We start from the raw sequence: 19,672 nt of genomic DNA on the forward strand, positions 1-19,672 counted from the left end.
GTGTGACACCGGAGGGCTATAAAGACCGAGGAGGCACACCATTCGCCCATGGAAAGGGAGTCGTTTCTAGAACCCTTTATTCTATCAAACGAAAAAAACTTTTACATGTATTAAAAAATGTAGGGAAACCTTAGATTTCTCTACAAGCTGAGAACCTCAAATAACAGGTTCCCGCTACAAGTGAGGCTTGTTTTCTATGTATTTTGGTAATCGGCTTTCAATAAACAAAAAAGAAATAACCCGCAGCAGGACAGGATATAAAGCTAATACTCCTAATAAATCACCAATCGAATGAAGAGTGTCCGTTGTAAGCATCCATATGGATAAAGCCAGCATCAAGGCAACCGTTATTAACCCTACCCTCCCATTAATCGGTGTCCACGTTCCTGCTACCGTACTCGTATCTTCCTCTAGTAACTGAAAACATCGATAATGATACGGCCTGACTCTGAACCAGTTGGAAGCTGTAACGAGTTCATCCCGATCACGTATCTGCTTATAACAATAACGACATACTTTCGTACTCATGGCACCTACTCCTGATCGTTATATTTTAGATTAAGAGACCATCACATCCTCTTTTATTATAGCGTAAATCATCCTTCATTCGTAACATTAATCCTATCCAAAGATTAATATTTTTTGCCAATTTTTCAAAGGCGCAGGTTTATTAATTGAACCGGCGAGCCTATCGATTAGTCTGTTCCTGATCTTACGCTTTAATTTGAAACTTGGCTTAAACGGGTTAATTCATTTATCAGTTGTCTTCTCTTAAATAAAAAGCAACCGCTGCAAAATAAGTCGCAGCGGCTGCTTTTATTACCTTTCAGCCTGTTGAATAAGCTGGATCACTTCTTGTTTCGTTTTTCTATTTTCATAGGCTTTCATATTCTCTAACAGCTCATGGCTTCTTTCCCTAAGTTCATTAACTTCTTTTAAGAGCGTCTCAGAAGTTAAATCTTCCTCTTCCAGTTTAAGGGCGTACCCTTGTTTCACAAACGAATCGGCGTTTAATATTTGGTCGCCGCGGCTCGCTTGGCGAGATAAAGGAATCAATAACATCGGTTTTCTTAAAGCTAGAAATTCAAAGATCGCATTAGATCCTGCTCTTGAAATAATATAATCACTAGCCGCAAATAAATCTTTCAATTCTTCATTTACATATTCAAATTGCGTATAGCCGGTGCGGTTGATCGATTCGTCTTTATGTCCTTTTCCACATAAATGAACGATTTGCACATCTTTCAGCAGTTCATCTAAATTTTCACGGATGGCGTCATTGATTTTTTTCGAGCCCGTACTTCCCCCCATGACTAAAACAACAGGTTTCGATTTAGAGAACCCACAAAACCGTAAGCCTGCCTCTCGACTGCCTTCAAAAAGCTCTTCACGAACCACGGCGCCAATGTATTTTCCTTTTGCTTCCGGCAAGTATTTCATCGTTTCAGGAAATGTGGCCAGCACTTTTTCTGAAAACGGAAAAGACAGTTTATTCGCCAGTCCCGGGGTGTAATCTGATTCATGAATAATAGCAGGGACCTTTTTAAGCTTGGCGGCCGCTACTACAGGTACAGACACGAATCCTCCTTTTGAAAAGATCACTTGAGGCTTTCGTTTACCAATAATGCGTAAGGATTGATAGAGACCTTTTAATACCTTAAACGGATCCTTCAAGTTCTCTTTAGACATATAACGTCTTAACTTTCCAGTAGAAATCCCGTGATAGGTTACGCCGTTTAATGATTCAATCAAATTCCTTTCAATACCTTCATAGGAGCCAATATAATCTATTTCATACCCTTGTTTTTGAAATTCAGGGATAAGCGCGAGATTGACGATTACATGGCCAGCCGTCCCGCCTCCTGTAAATAATATTCGTTTTTGACTCAAGTTCTTCAACGTCCTTTCTTTGGGTGCGTGTGTCTAGGTTAACGCACAGGAATGTGCTATAATCCTCGTGTCCTAAAGGAATTGTATCAAAAAGGAGAACGTTTATGTACGAAACAAAAACATTACGTGAAAAAATCCAATTATTTCTCATTATTTTATTACCTATCCTAGTCACTCAGATCGGCATGTACTTAATGAACTTTTTCGATACAATTATGGCTGGACAATCAGGTCCTGACCAATTAGCAGGAGTCGCGATTGGATCGAACATATGGCTGCCGATCTTCACTGGATTAAACGGGATTATGATGGCCATCTCACCAATTGTTGCCCAGCAAAAAGGGGCCAGACAAGAAAAAGAAATCTCTTCGTCTGTAAAGCAGGGCGTTTACTTATCAATTGCCGTAGCCATAGCTATCGGTATCATCGGCTTTTTGCTTTTAGATCCCATACTTAACTTGTTTTCGATTGAAGAAGAAGTACGATACGTGGCCAAGTACTACTTGATCACCCTGGGGTTTGGTATCATCCCTCTGTTTGTCTTTAATTTACTACGTTCGTTTATTGATGCATTAGGTCAAACAAAAATTTCTATGGGCATCATTTTACTCACTCTTCCTACTAATATATTGTTTAACTATGTTTTCATTTTTGGAAAATGGGGAGCACCTGCCCTTGGAGGTATAGGAGCCGGAGTTGCTTCTGCTCTAACGTACTGGGTGTCCTGCAGCATGATCGTCCTTGTGATACACAAGATGTATCCATTACGAGTATATGGCATTTTCTCTACTTGGATTACCCCGTCACTAAGAAGCTGGTATGAGCAATTACGCATCGGGATTCCTATCGGCTTTGCGATTTTCTTCGAAACAAGCATTTTCGCTGCGGTAACATTTTTCATGACGGCCTATGATACATATACAATTGCCGCTCACCAGGCTGCGATTAACTTTGCTTCTTTAGTTTATATGATGCCTCTTAGCATCGCCTTTGCCCTGACGATTGCTGTCGGCTTTGAAGTAGGAGCTAAACGTTACGAAGAGGCTCGCACTTATTCTTACTTAGGGATTTCAATGGCTGTTGGGATGTCTGTACTAGCCGGACTTATTTTATATATCTTTGATGATTCAGTCGCCAGGCTATACAGCTCCAATGAAGAAGTGATTGAATTAACAAAGTCTTTTATCTTTTATGCGATTTTCTTCCAGTTATCAGACGGTTTCGGTGCACCCTTACAAGGTATTTTACGTGGTTACAAAGATGTTAATATTACTCTTGTGATGGCGTTCGTTTCTTATTGGGTGATTGGTCTGCCAAGCGGCTACTTGATGGCGAACTATACAGACCTTGGCCCATATGGATATTGGATGAGTTTAATTATCGGTTTAACCGCTGGTGCTATTACCTTATGGTTTCGTATGGTTCAACTGCAGCGTACAAATATACGTTCTTATGCAAAATAAAATCAGACTGAAAAAAACTGAATAAAGCATAAAATAATCCGAACGATTCTATTGAAATCAGTTCGGATTATTCATTTAAATCGAATTCACACCATCGCTCCGTCAAAATACTCCGCTTTCCGTGGGCACGGCCTCAGCTTGATCTTGCGCACCGGGTACCAGGTACCGAAATGCACGGTACCTGGTACTCTTATGCTCCCTCGCTGAAATAGAGTTGCTCCACTGTTACGGTATTTTTACTACGCTAATGATCTGCGTTTATACATCAATTTATTAACGTTCGTTTTTTTACATCATTGCTTTACCAATGTCTTTATGGGCTTGGAACCATCATCGTATGAATTTTCTGCTGCAAACTCTGTTTCCACAAGGGCACAGAGTGTTTTTTTCATATGATCAATTCTCGAGAAAAAGGGTTTTAGGAAACGGCGAGCCTCCTGCGGGAGAGACGAATCAGGTGTGACCCCGGAGGGCTAAAAAAGCCCGAGGAGGCACACCGTTCGCCCGCGGAAAGGGAGTCGTTTCCTAAAACCCTTTATTCTATCGAACGAAAGAAAACTTACCAACCATAAAAATATAGAGAAACCTTAAGTTTCTCTACAGCTGAGAACGCAAGTCCCTGATAAGAGGACTTGCGTTCTTTTTAGCGTTGATCTAAATTCATCACAATAAGACGTTCTTCAGTCATTTCTTCGATTGAATATTTCGGACCCTCTTTCCCCCAGCCACTGTCTTTTACTCCACCATAAGGCATGAGATCCACTCGGTATTGGGACGCATCGTTGATCATGAATCCTCCAACTTCAACGTTTCTCGCCGCATAAAAAGCCGTATCCAGATTCTTAGTGAAAATACCCCCTTGCAAACCATATGGAGAAGCATTTACTTCTTTAATACACTCTTTTATATCGCTAAACGGAATCAGGGTAACTACAGGAGCGAAGACTTCTTCGCAAACGACTTTCATGTCATGACTAACGTCTTTTATGACCGTTGGCTGTAGTAAAGCCCCTTCCCTCTTTCCGCCTTCAAGAATCGTCGCTCCAGCTTGCTTTGCTTCCTCAATCCATTCTACGGCACGCTTCGCCTCATCTTCTCCAATCATTGGACCAACATCGGTTTTGGGATCATTTGGATCTCCGACGTTCAGTTGTTTAATGGCGTTTAGAAATTCTTTCTCAAACGAGTCTCGTACTTCCTCATGTACATATAACCGCTGCACCGATATACACACCTGGCCGGCAAAAGCGAAGCTCTTCGCCGCTGTGTTTTGAGCTGCCTTTTCAATATCCGCTTCTTTATCAATAATAACAGGTGAATTGTTTCCTAATTCGAGAATGAGTTTATTAATCCCTGTGTTTTGTTTGAGCTTCAATCCAACTTCTGCACTTCCTGTAAAGGTATATAAATTTATTCTCGAATCCTCCATCATTTGATTCCCTACGGTCGACCCTGAGCCTACTACTACATTTAAAAATCCTTTAGGCAGCCCAGCTTCATGGAAGAGTTCTGCAAGCTTCAAAGCGGAAATTGGAGTCTTGCTGGCCGGCTTTAGAACAACCGAATTACCTGCTGCAATGGCTGGACCAATTTTATGAGCGACTAAATTAATAGGAAAATTAAACGGACTAATTGCCCCAACTACCCCTACAGGGACTCGTATCGTAAACGCCATTCGATTTTCCGAACCAGGAGCTGCTTCTACTGGGACACCTTCTCCATGAATCCTTTTCGCCTCCTCAGCAGAGATTTCGAAAGTTTGTGCCGCACGTTCTACTTCTGTACGAGCTTGCTTCAGCGGTTTTCCGGCTTCAAATGTAATGTTTTGTGCAAGATCTTCCTGGTTCTCTATCAACAATTCACTCACACGTTTTAAAATTTCATAACGTTCATAGGGTGTCATTTTATTCGTTTGATACGCTTTTTCAGCCGCAGAAACGGCCGCTTCCACATCTTTGTTTGAAGCTTTTGCCACTTTCGCATACGTTTCTTGCGTATATTTGTTAAGTACCTCTAGCTGGTCGTCTGTACTTGTCCACTCGCCATTTATATATAATTGATAGTCTTTAGACATTACGCCCTCTCCTTTAATTGGAATTTACAGACAATATAGCCTTTATACGTCATTATTAAACTATGGGAGACTGCAGTCCAACCTCCCTCTCACTCCATATCCAAAGTGTCTCTGCTAACTTACGATCTTTCGCTTTCTTTGAAGTCACAGTCTGTTTTTTATCATAAAAATATTGGCCTGTTACATGTTGAATCTCAGGGTCAGTGGCTAAGTAAATCGCTGTTGCCGCTCCTTCTTCTGGCGTCTTAAAATAAGGAGCCAGCCGATTCACCACTGCCTTGCCAAATCCCGTTTTACGATCGATCCCTAAGTTTGTTGCTACGGCTCCAGGATGCACTGCATTCACTTGAATGGAATCATTTTTCGTCTTGTCCGCTAACGCAATCGTAAACAAGACATTCGCCAATTTTGATTGGCCATACCCCTTCATCACATTATACTTTTTTGTTAAATATGGATCTTGAAAATGAATCCTTCCCCATTTGTGAGCCCCTGACGAAACATTTACAACGCGTGCATCCTCCGCTTGCTTAAGCTCTTCCAATAACAAATTCGTTAATAAAAAATGCCCAAGATGATTGATTCCCATCTGTGATTCAAATCCATCACTCGTTACTTCTCGTTTTAACGAAACGACTCCAGCATTGTTCATTACTATGTCTAATTGGTTAAAATTTTTCTTAAACTCTTCGGTAAACTGCCGAATACTAAAGAGACTGCCTAAGTCACATGTCATCATATCGATGTGATTTGTTTGACTGGCATGTCTTGCTTTCGCAAGTGCTTCCCTCCCCCTCGCCTCATTTCGACATGCCATGATGACGTGAATTCCTTTACTAGCTAGTTCAACAGTGGCGGCTAACCCCATTCCGGAATTAGCCCCAGTTATTATGGCAACTTTTTTATTCACCTGCCCACCTCACTTTATTCTTATCATAATATTCTTTTTAATATTCTCAAACGATTGAGATGTTTGTTTCCGTTTGATAGTGGGAAGAAAACTTCGTACAAGTGGCGAACCACCTGTATTCAACAACGAAAAGATAAGCATGACATGTCAAAACGTTGAACATAAAGTTGTCATATTAACAGCTTGGAATTTTATAATTTCCTAGATAATAAAAAAACGCCTGAAGAGAAGCCTCTCTTCAGGCGTTTACTTTTTTATAAGAATAGACCAGCCATTGTAGCTGAAAGCATGGAACCTAATGTTGCACCAATCAATAGTTTCATACCGAAACCAGATACGCGTGCGCCTTTGTCTGCATCGATCCCTTGAACGGTACCTGCAATGATCCCGATGGAAGAGAAGTTAGCAAAACTAGTCAAGAATACAGTTACAATCCCGACTGTTTTTTCTGACACAGAATCAACCATACCCTGGAACTCAAGCATCGCTACGAATTCATTCGTAACAATCTTTGTACCCATGATCGAACCGGCATCCAGTACTTCTGAAGTTGGAATACCCATTAGTACACCGATTGGAGAAATAATGACGCCTAGTACTTCCTGCAGCGTTATGCCTCCAAATAATCCGGCGAACATCGCATTTACAAGCTCTAATGACGCGATAAAAGCAATTAGCATAGCCGCAACGATTAAAGCAATTTTACCGCCATCAAGGGCGCCATTCCCCATCGCTTCAAAAAAGCTTTTCGCATTAGATACATCCTGAACATCTACGTGATCTTCTTCCTTAGGAACACGTACTGGAGCAATTAATGAGGCTACAATTAATGCACTAAACATGTTAAGCGGCAGCGCGACTAACACATAATCAGCTGGAAGGATACCGATATATGCACCTACGATTGAAGCTGATACAGATCCCATTGCTGACGCACTCACAATATATAAACGGTTGTCACTTAGCTGTTTAAACTGTGACTTAATCGCAATAATGGCTTCGGATTGACCGAAGAAAATACTGTTTACAGCGTTAAATGATTCAACTTTAGGTAAGCGTGTAATGTAAGACAATGCTTGTCCTAAATATTTAATAATGAATGGCAAGATTTTTAGGTAAGTAAGAACAGATAAGATCGTAGCAAAGAAAATAATGAGAAGTAATACATTAAAGAAGAAAACAGTTGCCCCGTCTTCGAGAACAAATCCACCTAGTACGAAGTTAACCCCTTCTGTACCAAACTCAATAAGTTTGTTAAACCCTGCTGAGATTTTTTCAATAACCCATGCACCGGCTTCTGTTTGGAACATGAAAAATGTTGTAATCACTTGGGCCAGCAACATAACACCGATACCAAAATAGTTGATGTTCTTCTTATCATTAGACATTAAAAAAGCAATACCAAGAATAACACCAATCGCTAAAATACCCAGTATAATATCCACGCTTAATTTCCCCCTCAAAAAGTTTTAGAAGTCGTCATTCAACAAAAAATGAAAATGCTTTCATTACTTGTTTCTAATAGGATTTTAACAGGTTGTCAGACGTCTTGCAATATAAATTAAAAAAAATGAATATTGCTACTAAATCACTAGTTCATTCATTTCTTATTAGAAACCTTGATACATAGGCAGGTAAGCGCATTAATGAACGGTGAAATTTTTCCTAAACTTTTGATAAAATTTCAACCCTGTTGTCGACTAGCGATGTTTTATCTTGAACTCTTCAGGGAAAATATCACATTTCTACTTTTTAGACACATTAAAATGCACCCTTCGGTGGTCAGACGAAGGGTGCTATACCTAAGGGGAGGTATATCGTTTTGAAAAAATGCAACCCGCAGCTTGGGCGCCAGCTTTCTCATAGAAGACTTTGCCGGCTAGTGAATCATATAATTCACTAGCGCTTTAAAGCACTTCTATACATTAGACGACGTGACCGATCATATGGTTTCAACTATCTAATTTTTTAATTCACAATTCCATGCTGCTGAATGGTTACGTTTATTTCCGGATTAAACTGAACTTCCGGGTACATTTCTTCCCAATCCAACTTCTCCCACACCTTCGGATGATAAGCTTGTATTTTTCTCCCTATAGCAAACACATCACTATTGCCCTCTTGCAAAACTGAAAAAATTTCTTCTGCCTCAGTAGTTAGCGTTTCTTTTAACTTCCCATTTAAATCATCTATTACTTTTTCTGAAACGAGGTGGTCATGCGGGTATTCTATTACTCGGACGTCTAAGTCTAATACAATGTCGACTCGTACTTCCTCTTCACTCGGGTGTATTTTGAGATCCTTATTATATTTCATCACCTCTACAGTAATATAATCTAATATTTCTTCCTTCTGATGCTCGTTCACTTTTTTTGTAAGCTGAGCCACTCTTCCTTTATTCCCCATCATTAACATGAGCAGTGGTGCTTGTTCTGCAGAAAGCTTTACTCCAGAATAGCGGTCGCCGCTCATTAATCCGAGACCGTTAAATTTAATCGTATTATCGTCTTCGTTTAATTTTATGAGCGGAACCGTGAAGTCTTCTCCATCTTCGACGAGCTCCGCACAAATCATTTGCAGGTTTTCTCCAGTTGTCCTGGAAGCGGCAGCAGCTCCATCAAGGATGCCTTTTAAATATTCACTAATTCTGGCTTCACCGCCTCCTTTAAAAGAGAGAACGTCCTTTGCCTCTCCTTCTGCAATGGCTAAATGAGCATTTAGATTGCTGTTCGGATTTCGATAATAGTTGTCCAAAATAGGATAAATATCCTTTTTAGCTATGTCTTCTCCTAATATAACAACTTCCATTTTAGAAGGGTTAAAGGAGTGCGCGAGCATTCGGTCAATTTTATCTCTGGCCTCTAACATCGTGTGCCCATCAGTAGAAAGGGTTTGAATCGTCTCATTGATTTGACCGCCGTCTCCTCCGCCGCTCACCGTAGGTACCGAAACCGTTTTAACTATTTCACCATTTGATCCTTGATCGACCCCAATAGACAAAGCCAGCTTGATATTTTTAAATTGGCGCTGATCCCAGCAGCCCGTAAGCGTAAGCATGGAAACCAAAAAAATCAAACATAGTCGCTTCATGTGGTCTTCTCCTTGTTCCTATTTTTCCTAAACAAACTAATTAACAGAATCAGCAGCGGTATACCCACGGCAAAAATATAGCCTCCGTGAACAACATAGGTTTGAAAGCGATCCAATTTTGTTAAATCAAACCCTATAAATAATGAGGAGATGAAAAACAAACACCCTACTGAGAACACAACCCATTTATTTTGTTGAGTATTCACCATCCTCCTTAACCCCAGACCCGCCATGTACAAGAAACTGGAAAGAGTAGTGGCCACAAACACCATCCATATTGAAATAAAGAACAAGTCAATTCTTGCTACGATAGGGAATTGATACGATTTCAACATATAGAGGACCGGTTCAGATACTAAAGCCATCTCTTTTGTACTAAAAAATGTAAAAGTGACAAGTACAATGCATAAGTAAAATAAAAAAACTGTAAATTGCGCATACAAAATCGTCTTTAATTTATCTTTCGGGCTTCCTTCAACTTTAGAATAAATGACTAAAGTAACAAGAAACCCTAGAAAGGAAATGATCCCTTTGTCTACTCCTGTTATGATCCCTCCCCACCCATTTGAAGCGATCGGCAGCAAGTACATCAGCTTACTGTCTTTAACCGAGTATATAATGAGACTTGCGAGAAAAATGAGCAGAGCTGAAAACATCGTGTAAATGCGGGCGATCGTGATAAGATCACAGCATACAATATACACACTGATGGTAATCATCATAAAAGAAAGAACCCAATACGGCGTATTAGGCAGCACCCACAAACTAATCATTCGACTGTATAACAAAAGAATCAGAATACCTACACTCGAAAAGTAAATAACATAAAGCGCAGATACCGTTTTTCCAACCCATCGCGTAAGTACAAATTCCTGAATCTTAAAATAATCTTTCTCGGGGTACTTTTTTGCTAGCATCCAAAGAAAAACCAGAATAATATTTAACAGCATCCAGGCTATAATTAATGAAATCCAGCCATCCTGTTTGGCTGCTGTATGCAAATCAAACGGTAAAGCAAGGATGCCCACCCCGATTTGTGTTTGAATAATAATGAAGAAGTATTGTCGTCTCGTCAGTTTAAGGTTTTTTTGACTGCTGCTCATTCTTCTTCCACTTCCTTGAGTCCTCGATGGCTTTATCATTCAGGGGATGTGCATCTTTAGGCCTGGTTTTCAACATAAAAATCGGAAGGCGTACAAACGTATCTTTTAAATCCGTTAATCGTAAAGGCGCTATGGGAGCGAAATAAGGTACACCGAACGATTCAAGCTTCGTTAAATGGACAGCTATAAACAAAAATCCAAAGATCAGCCCTACGAATCCAAGGGTAGCTGATAAACCTATTAACGGGAACGTCAATAAACGAAGCGTAGTACTCAATTCATTTGATGGTACAACAAATGAAGAGATCGCCGTTAAAGCAATTACAATGACCATGACATTCGAAACTAACCCAGCTCGTACGACAGCATCCCCAATAACGAGCCCGCCTACAATCCCGATTGTCTGTCCAACGGGAGAAGGAAGCCGTATCCCTGATTCTCGAATCAGTTCAATAATCACCACCATAACCAGTGCTTCAAAGACGGGGGGATAGGCGATCTCATTGATCGAACTTTTAATAGGAGCGATGAGATCATCCGGTATGACTTCGAAATGAAAGCTCACAATCGCTATATAGAGAGCAGGCAGCCCAATCGCAATCAAAAAACTGGCTAAGCGAATTAACCGAATAAACGTGCCTGTATACCATCTTGTATTATAATCATCAGGTGCTTGGTAAAACATGAAAAACGTAGATGGGGCGATGAGACTCGTTGGACTTCCTTCCGTAAATAATGCCACGCGCCCCTCCATCAAATTAGCTACCACACGGTCAGGCCGTTCGGTATTTAACATCTGCGGAAAGGGAGACCACGCGCTGTCTTCGATGAATTCCTCAATGTACCCGGGGCTCTGTACTTTATCAGCATCAATCGACTTTATTCTTTCTTCCATTTTTAAGATAACTTCAGGATCAGCAATGCCTTCCATATACAAAATGGCCAAGTTGGTATTCGTCTTTTTACCGACTCTATAAAACTTCACCTTTAAATCCCTGTGTTCAATACGCTTTCTCACCAGATTAATATTCACCATAATATTTTCTACAAATCCATCATGGGCGCCTCTGACTACCTTTTCATTCGCTGGTTCATCGACATTACGATTGAAGACGGAAGTTACATTAAACTGAGAAATCCGCCGATTGTCATCTTCAATATAAATGGCATGTCCTCTTAATAAGCTGTTTACAGCTTCCTCTAAGTTCCTCGTTTCCTTCGCATTTGGAATTTCATGAATCGAGTCTACTTTTCCGATTTCTATAGGTGTAAATATACTTGCCTGCACTTTTTCTTGATCTACCAACGGTTCAAAATACAGTAAAGCGGCATCTCCCTTTTTGAGAATACGAACTTTCAAATCTTCCGTACGCTTAAGGGCATATAAAATATAGTCAATATTTTTCGAGAGGTTTCTTGTGCTCGGCTCTTGCGGCTCTGGGCTTTCATCAGCAATCCGTCGGTCCGTTCGCTGTTCTCTCTGAAATAGATCTCTAAAGAATCCCATTGTCATCACCTGTCATTAGCATGCCATTGTCATAGAATCCTATTCACAGGATGATCCATAAAAAAAACACTGCGATCAGCAGTGTTTTTTATGGATCTTATGAAATCTAGAACTTATTTATAAATCAACAAATGGAAAAACATCTTCCTGTTCCTTTTCTACGATTTCATTGTGAAAATATTAATGACCTGGGAAGAAGATCATTTGAATAATAAAGATGGCACCAAAAAGATATAAAATCCAGTGTACATCCTTCCCTTTTCCGCTAAACACTTTTAACAACGGATACGTTATAAAGCCAATCGCAATTCCCGTGGCAATGCTGGAGGTTAAAGGCATCGTCAAAATAATAATAAAGGCAGGAAAAGCTTCATCGAATGTTTTCCAGTTTACTTTAGCCAGCCCCTCCATCATAAAACAGCCCACAATAATAAGGACTGGAGCTGTAATGGCAGGCAGGTTAGAAACGGCTCCTACGAGCGGCGAGAAGAAAATCGATAGTAGGAAAAGTCCTGCTACAACAATAGTGGTTAAACCAGTTCTTCCTCCTACAGCCACACCTGAAGAAGATTCGATATAAGCAGAAGAAGGACTTGTTCCAAACATCGCACCAGCCGTTGTCGCTGTTGCATCTGCCATTAAGGCGGCACGTGCGCGCGGAAGACTTCCATCTTTTCGAATGAATCCAGCCTGTTCGGCTACCCCAATCATCGTACCTGTTGTATCAAAAATGGTGACGAGTAAGAAAGCAAAAATCACCGTATAAAGACCATTGCTAAACACACCCGCCAGATCGATATCCCAAAAAACAGGAGCCGGAGGTGAGGAGACATATCCATCATTAAACGATAACTGGCCGGTAAACATTCCGATAATAGCTGTAATCACCATTCCGATAAATAATGCGCCTGTCACTCGTTTAGCAATTAGTCCTAGTGTAATAAACAAACCAATAATCGTTAAAAACGTACCTGGTGCAGCCAGGTCACCTAGTGTGACAAGGGTTGAGTCATCAGCTATGATAATCCCGGACATTCTTAGTCCTAGAAAAGCAATAAACAGACCGATTCCTGATGTAATTCCATATTTTAAAGAAGCAGGGATCGCTGTAATTAATATTTCTCGTAAACGAGTTAAGCTTAAAATAACAAATAACACACCAGCGAGAAAAACGGTTCCGAGAATAACCGAATAGCTGACATCCTGCTGAACAACTTCCGTTACAAAATAAGCATTCATTCCCATACCGGGTGCAATAGCTATAGGGTAATTCGCTGCAAGTGCCATAATTAATGTACCTATAATAGCGGCTAACACCGTTGCCATAAATACTTGTTCAAAAGGCAATCCAGCCTCCGATAAAATGGCGGGGTTCACCACGACAATGTAGACCATCGTTAAGAACGTGGTCACTCCAGCTAATAGTTCTGTTCGCACATTTGTTTTATTTTCTTCTAACCGAAACATTTTCAGCACTACAAACACCTTACTTTCCGAATGAAATAACCAACAAATAATATAATATTCGTTCCCCGAACAAATTTCAACTATAAACTTAAAAATGTTCGGATTTAACATATAAAAAGCGATAATTTCCTCTTCACGAAGGAAATTATCGCTCTCTTTTTTACGTTTCATGGCGATACCAATCTAACAGTTTGTGTGTATCTTCTTCTTCGAGATACCACACTCTTGCACTTTCCCCACCTATCCCGGATTTTAATGTAGCTCCAATAGAACCTAATTGAGCACGTTTCTGGAAGACTGACTGGTCTTTGTGCATCGATTGGATGCGAAACTTTTTCATAATATAGGTTTGTTTAACGAAAAAGCGGCGAATTAACGTGAGTTGATAATTTTCAACATTCCATCCCGCATGTTTAAACGACAAGTACCCGAGCCATCCAAATACAGGAAGAACGAGTAAAGATAAAAGTCCTAAAGGGTAAAAAAGAATGCTGGCTGCCGTTGAGGCTGCAGCAGGTAACCAAACAAGTCGTAAAAGGTAGCGAATAAGAGATCGTTTCGGCGGCCGCTTCACGGGAAGATCAAGCTGATAATCATCTAAAATTCGGCGAAGCACACGATCGATCTCTGTACGCTTAATGAGCGGCAGCACTCGTAATGATTGATCCGAGTCACCCTTTAAAGATCCGCCTGCACTAATAATCGTCACTGTCGCGAACCCTAAAGGCTCACGAATTAAATTTTCATCAATACGAATGCCTTGAATTCGATTTAAAGGAACAGTGACTTGTTTCTTTTCCAACAATCCTCTCGTCATAATGATGTCGCCGGAATCGTGAAATACAGAAAACTGACTGTAGCGAAGAACCGTTAATAAAACCGAAATACCGTAAGCAATTAGTAAAACGAGCATAATCAGACTTGCAATGATTAAAAACCCAAACTGCAGCCAGTCAATCACTTCATCATAAATTACATCGACTGGAAGAAACTCCATGCCCTGAGACAGAAAGACTAAAACACCCGAGATCACGACACCTGCACCACCAGAGGTTAAAGCCATGATCACAATCTCTTTCATACTCATTTTATAAACGAGTTGGCGCTTCGGCTGATCATCTTCTAATTCTACATCCTGCTGCCGTCCTCGTTTAACTTCTTCAATAAAACGCTCAAGTTGTTTTGCTTCTTCCTTACGAATCGCCGTCAGTTCAGCTTCTGCTTCCATCGCATCAGAGGAACCTGCCGTCTCTACCGTAACTTTCACAAGCTGAAATGGACGGTGAAAAATACCTTCTGAGAAATCTAAGCTTTGAATCCGATCAATCGGAATATATCTCTTTTTCTTCACAAAAAGTCCGTGTTCAATGCGAAGTTCTCCTTCTTCCACCCAATACGTAAAGCGAAGCCATTTAATGATTCCCCCAGCGAGAATAATTAAAAGGAGCAACCCCGAAAAAAGAAACGGAAGCAGTCCAAGCCATCCTTCTCCACGGTTACTGTTTAAAAATACAATAGCAACAAGCGGAAGGATCGCATCTTTTAATCCTTTAATAAAATTAATGACAGCAGAGATCGGGTGTAGTCGTTTCGGTTCATACATCGTCTTCAGCCACCCTTGCAAGTGAGGAAATCGAATGCCTCAATTCTTCAGCTTCTCTTTCATCGAGCGCTGGGACTTTGTGAGTCGTAGCTGCTGTAGATATACTAATCGTGGCTAACCCGTATTTTCTTAATAGCGGTCCTTGCTCTGTATCCACATGCTGCACCCGAACCATAGGTACAAGTGTCCGTGTAATAATAAATAAGCCATATTGAAGTTCGATTTCTTGATCCCGTACTTCATATCGCCATCGTTTCCATCTAACGCTTGGCACGACAAAAATATATAATGTAATTACAAGAACTAAGATCGTGCTTATGGAAAGGAGCGGCCATAGCGGCCAGTTAAACAAATATGTAAAAATACCTGTTCCAATTGTCAGCAGAGCGATAATGCTTGCCTGAATGATTCCGTAAAGCCGCCATAAGGTTAAGGCACGTGTTGATATTCGTTGAGTTGGTTCGTTCATAAGCAATCCTCCATCCATAACTATATACGTACAACCTGTGTTTTTCGTTTCACTTCAAATAAAATCCAGACTGGACAAGTCTGGATTTTTAAGGTTATTTCTTTCCTTTTGATAATTCTTTTGCTCTCGCCGTAGCCGCATTCATGGATTGAATCACAGAGCTGCGCATGCCAGTTTGTTCAAGCATATTAACGGCCTCGATGGTCGTACCACCTGGCGTACAAACAATATCTTTTAATTCTCCTGGATGCTTTCCAGTTTCGAGCACCATTTTTGCCGCTCCTTGAACCGATTGAGCTGCCAGCTTATACGCTTTATCTCTTGGTAGACCTTGCTGTACGGCTGCATCAGCCATCGCTTCAATAAACATATAAACATAAGCAGGTGAAGACCCACTTATAGCTGGGATCGCATCCATGTGCTGCTCGCCAATCACTTCAGACTCGCCAAAGCTTTCAAAAAGTTCCTTTACCACAGCCAGCTCTTCTTCTGTTACAAAATCATTCGGGCAAAGTACACTCATTCCCGCACCGACTAAAGAGGGGGTATTCGGCATTGAACGAATGACTTTTACGTTAAAATCAAAGGATTGCTTGACTTTTTCAAGCGTAATTCCTGCTGCCACTGTAACAACAATCGTATCTTCCGTAACGGATGATTTAATTTCTTGGATGACACCTTCATACATATATGGCTTCACAGCTAAAAATAAAATATCACTCGTAGCTGCTAATTTTTTATTATCATTAGAAATGGAGATCCCATACTCATCCGCTACAAAATCTATCGTTTCATCGGTTAATGCTGTAGCTGAGATTTGTTCAGGCTCCACAACTCGAGATTCAATCATCCCTTGAATCATGGCTTGACCCATTTGTCCGCAACCTAAAAATCCAATTTTTCTAGTCACCTTACCAACCCCTCTCTTTCGTGTCTTCAATTGTATATGATAAACAGCCGCTCGACAACGTTATCCCTTTATATTTATCCTCGAGCAGGGAAGAAGTTCTAGTAAATATATCATGTTTTCTCGGTAAAGCCTTTACAAATGATCCTAGCTTATTCTATAATAATGAGTGTATTCTTCATATCATAACGATTGACCACAAATATCATAGCTGCTACGAAAAAAGCCGAGCTGCCTTCAAGCTCGGTTTTTTTCGTTGTGGCCGTATTCTTTGACTTCTTCTTCATCATCCACAGCCTCTAGCAGCGCTTTGACTTCTTTTTTCACCCGTTTCGTCACCATAATATACAATGTATCCCCTGCTTGAATGGTTGTCTGCCCGTAAGGTGTGATGACCTCACCGTCCCTTATAATGGCGTTTATTAAGGCTTTATCGGGAAGCTCCATATTTTCTAAAGACTGACCAACGATCAAATTACGTGAATTTACATCATACTGCATTAACTCCACATTGGCTTTGCCCATTGAAATCAACTCTAATGAGTGAATCGGATTCGTTTTCTTCTCAGATACCAGCTTTAACTTTTCAGCTACCCATGTAATCGAAGCCCCTTGAACTAAGGTTGAAATAATCACAATAAAGAATACAATATTAAACATTAACTGGCTGTTTTCAACATCGGCTAACAGCGGAAAAATAGCAAGAACAATCGGAACAGCTCCCCGCAGCCCTGCCCACGAGAGAAATAGCTTTTCCTTAAAAGTAAACTTAAAAAACATTAGACTTAGAAATGCAGCGACAGGTCTTGCCAGAAAAATGAGTACGAGTGCAATTAATAAACCATCTATAATAACAGGCCCTGTAAACACTTCAGATGGGAACACAAAGAGCCCAAGCAAGATGAACATTAAAATTTGCGCCATCCACCCAAAGCCTTCATGGAACCTTAAAATGGAATAACGATAAGCTAATTCAGCATTTCCAATGATCACAGCAGCAACATAAACCGATAGAAGTCCGCTAGCTTGAATAAGTGAACTAGCACCATACGTTAAGAAAGCAAACCCGAGGGCGAAAATAGGGTAAAGTCCGCTTGAGTCAAGGTTTATTCGATTTAATGCAAAGCTTGCCCCGTATCCAACTAAAAGGCCGACGACAAGTCCGCCTCCCATTTGCCAGAAAAATGACCCGACCATCCCAAAAAAGTTTGTCTCATTTAAAGTAAGAACCTGGATAAAACTGATGGTTAAAAAGACAGCCATAGGGTCGTTCGTTCCTGATTCAGCTTCTAACGTGGCTTCCAGCTTATTTCGAATGTTTTTACCTTTTAATACGGCAAAAACTGCCGCTGCATCCGTAGAGCCCACGATCGACCCAAGCAATAAAGCCTCTAACCAAGAGAGCCCTAATATGTACTTTGCCGCGATTCCGACAAGGGAGCTTGTTAAAACAACTCCAAGCGTTGCCAGTGTGACGGAAGGGGCAATGACAGGTTGTATCGACTTCCACTTCGTCTGCATCCCACCTTCAAATAAAATAACAATGAGTGCAAAGATGCCTACAATTTGAGCCACTTCAGCGTTGTCGAAGTACAATAGGTTTAATCCATCACTTCCGACGGCCATTCCGACGGCAATAAAGAGAACAAGAGAAGGAACACCAAGTCGTGAAGAAAATTTAGTGACGATTACGCTCATAATTAAAAGCAAGGAGACAAGCATGATAAACTGATTCGATTCAAAAACTTCATGGATCATTAAGGTAACTCCTTTTATTCTTACAATTTTACATTGTTCTTATTATAACAAGATCATTGGTAAATATTGAGCATTTCAACTTGACCAAAAAAAATAAGCCGGGATCAAACCCTCGGCTTATTCACTAAAAGCAGCCATCTCTTTCGTATCTTCTTCATTAAAAAAGTGTTTCATCGCATAGAATACATCAGCTTTCTTCCGAAGAATATGATAACGGAATTTTTCATGACCTATTGATTTGTAGGCCTGCATTAAACTAGAGGAACGGTTGTATTGATTGACTTCTCCATAACCAAACATTTGTGATACTTCCATAAGCTCATGAATTAAAGACACGCATCGCTTATTATCCGATGTTAAGTTATCGCCATCTGAAAAGTGAAATGGGTAAATATTATAACGGTCTGGTGAATATTTCTCTTGAATTAGATCTAACGCCTTTCGGTAAGCAGATGAGCATATCGTTCCTCCGCTTTCCCCTTTGGAGAAAAAGTCATCCTCTGATACAATTTTAGCCTGCGTATGGTGAGCAATAAACTCAACATCAACAGTCTCATAGTTTTTGTTAAGGAAACGATTCATCCAAAAGAAAAAACTTCTCGCCATATACTTCTCCCATTGCCCCATAGATCCACTGGTATCCATCATAGCAATAACAACGGCTTTAGATTCAGGCTTATCTTGGTCTGTCCAAGCTTTAAATCGGATATCTTCTGGATAAATAGGTGCAAATGAAGAGTCGCCGCCAAGTGCATTACGTTTAAAAGCTTCAAGCATCGTACGTTTTTTATCAATATTCCCAGTCAATCCTGTTTTCCGAATATCCGTAAACTCAATGTCTTCATGAATAATTGTATCTTTTTCCTTTTCAGCTAAATTCGGCAGTGTTAATTCTTTAAAGAAAGCTTCCTCAAGTTCTGCTAATGACACTTCAGCTTCATAATAATCTTCACCAGCTTGATCGCCAGCGCCTTCTCCCTGACCTGGCTTCTTCTGAGCCTCCTGTGACTGACCGACTACATCCCCTACTTCACTGTCCCCATCCCCTTGACCCGCATGCTTATTCTTATCGTAGTTATATCGAATCTTATATTCATCAAGTGAGCGAATAGGGATTTTCACAACACGTTTTCCATTAGACATCACAATATTCTCTTCAGTAATGAGGTCGGGCAGCTGTTTATTCATCGCATCTTTGACTTTTTCCTGGTGTCTCCTTTGGTCATCATAGCCTTTTCGATGGAGGGACCAGTCGTCTTCAGCAATGACAAAATTCTTCTTATCATTCATCCTAAAATTCCCCCTCCTCTTTGTGGATTACTCTATCATATGCAGGACAAGTTCAATGGATGAGACTAATTACGATATGACAACATTTTTTTATTTGAATTTTCAGTTTATTCTACTATTATGATAAATCTTATTTCATCT

15 protein-coding genes are annotated in these 19,672 nt (G+C 40.4%); 1 reads left to right on the forward strand and 14 read right to left on the reverse strand.

All coding sequences use genetic code 11. The features are described 5' to 3' along the window. Positions 1–174: 174 nt before the first annotated feature. Both IEV27_RS07100 and murG read right to left on the reverse strand, forming a co-directional pair. On the reverse strand, positions 175–528 hold the full coding sequence (locus IEV27_RS07100) for a hypothetical protein (RefSeq protein WP_188376725.1): 354 nt from the start codon (positions 526–528) through the stop codon (positions 175–177). Positions 529–819: 291 nt separating this feature from the next. Then, complete coding sequence (murG, locus tag IEV27_RS07105) at positions 820–1,890, reverse strand: undecaprenyldiphospho-muramoylpentapeptide beta-N-acetylglucosaminyltransferase (RefSeq protein ID WP_188376726.1); 1,071 nt, start codon at positions 1,888–1,890, stop codon at positions 820–822. 104 nt (positions 1,891–1,994) lie between these two features. Here murG and IEV27_RS07110 point away from each other — a divergent pair, with 104 nt between their 5' ends. Next, positions 1,995–3,353, forward strand: a complete 1,359-nt coding sequence (locus IEV27_RS07110) for an MATE family efflux transporter (RefSeq protein ID WP_188376727.1) — start codon at positions 1,995–1,997, stop codon at positions 3,351–3,353. Between the two features lie 643 nt (positions 3,354–3,996). On the opposite strand, the gene IEV27_RS07115 is transcribed toward IEV27_RS07110, so the two are convergent. The 12 genes from IEV27_RS07115 to yhbH all read right to left on the reverse strand — a co-directional run bounded on the left by IEV27_RS07115 (position 3,997) and on the right by yhbH (position 19,531). Then, positions 3,997–5,427 (reverse strand): aldehyde dehydrogenase family protein, encoded by a 1,431-nt coding sequence (locus tag IEV27_RS07115; RefSeq protein ID WP_188376728.1) that lies wholly within the window; start codon positions 5,425–5,427, stop codon positions 3,997–3,999. Positions 5,428–5,482: 55 nt separating this feature from the next. Then, positions 5,483–6,337, reverse strand: coding sequence for an SDR family oxidoreductase (locus IEV27_RS07120; protein ID WP_188376729.1), 855 nt, complete (start codon positions 6,335–6,337; stop codon positions 5,483–5,485). Between the two features lie 254 nt (positions 6,338–6,591). Further along, positions 6,592–7,782, reverse strand: coding sequence for a NupC/NupG family nucleoside CNT transporter (locus IEV27_RS07125; protein WP_188376730.1), 1,191 nt, complete (start codon positions 7,780–7,782; stop codon positions 6,592–6,594). Positions 7,783–8,305: 523 nt separating this feature from the next. Beyond that, entirely contained in the window at positions 8,306–9,427 is a 1,122-nt protein-coding gene (locus tag IEV27_RS07130; protein WP_188376731.1) for a Ger(x)C family spore germination protein, read from the reverse strand. After that, entirely contained in the window at positions 9,424–10,530 is a 1,107-nt protein-coding gene (locus IEV27_RS07135; protein WP_188376732.1) for a GerAB/ArcD/ProY family transporter, read from the reverse strand. Before IEV27_RS07135 ends, IEV27_RS07130 begins: the two co-directional genes overlap by 4 nt. Further along, entirely contained in the window at positions 10,505–12,037 is a 1,533-nt protein-coding gene (locus IEV27_RS07140) for a spore germination protein (protein WP_188376733.1), read from the reverse strand. Before IEV27_RS07140 ends, IEV27_RS07135 begins: the two co-directional genes overlap by 26 nt. 180 nt (positions 12,038–12,217) lie before the next feature. Further along, positions 12,218–13,504 (reverse strand): NCS2 family permease, encoded by a 1,287-nt coding sequence (locus IEV27_RS07145; RefSeq protein WP_188376844.1) that lies wholly within the window; start codon positions 13,502–13,504, stop codon positions 12,218–12,220. Positions 13,505–13,664: 160 nt separating this feature from the next. Further along, positions 13,665–15,107: a PH domain-containing protein gene (locus IEV27_RS07150; protein WP_188376734.1), complete on the reverse strand. Its 1,443-nt coding sequence runs from the start codon at positions 15,105–15,107 to the stop codon at positions 13,665–13,667. Next, positions 15,100–15,576 carry a PH domain-containing protein gene (locus tag IEV27_RS07155; protein ID WP_188376735.1) on the reverse strand — a complete coding sequence of 159 codons (477 nt, stop codon included), beginning with the start codon at positions 15,574–15,576 and terminating at the stop codon, positions 15,100–15,102. The genes IEV27_RS07150 and IEV27_RS07155 overlap by 8 nt, the downstream gene beginning before the upstream one ends. A 94-nt stretch (positions 15,577–15,670) precedes the next feature. After that, positions 15,671–16,486, reverse strand: coding sequence for a pyrroline-5-carboxylate reductase (gene proC, locus IEV27_RS07160; protein WP_188376736.1), 816 nt, complete (start codon positions 16,484–16,486; stop codon positions 15,671–15,673). Positions 16,487–16,720: 234 nt separating this feature from the next. Further along, a complete protein-coding gene (locus IEV27_RS07165) occupies positions 16,721–18,241 on the reverse strand; it encodes a potassium/proton antiporter (protein ID WP_188376737.1) in 1,521 nt (506 codons plus the stop codon). Between the two features lie 117 nt (positions 18,242–18,358). Then, positions 18,359–19,531, reverse strand: coding sequence for a sporulation protein YhbH (yhbH, locus tag IEV27_RS07170; protein WP_188376738.1), 1,173 nt, complete (start codon positions 19,529–19,531; stop codon positions 18,359–18,361). Between the last annotated feature and the right edge of the window lie 141 nt (positions 19,532–19,672).

The organism is Halobacillus andaensis, from assembly GCF_014636475.1.
In the GTDB taxonomy this organism is placed as follows: Bacteria; Bacillota; Bacilli; order Bacillales; family Halobacillaceae; genus Halobacillus_A; species Halobacillus_A andaensis.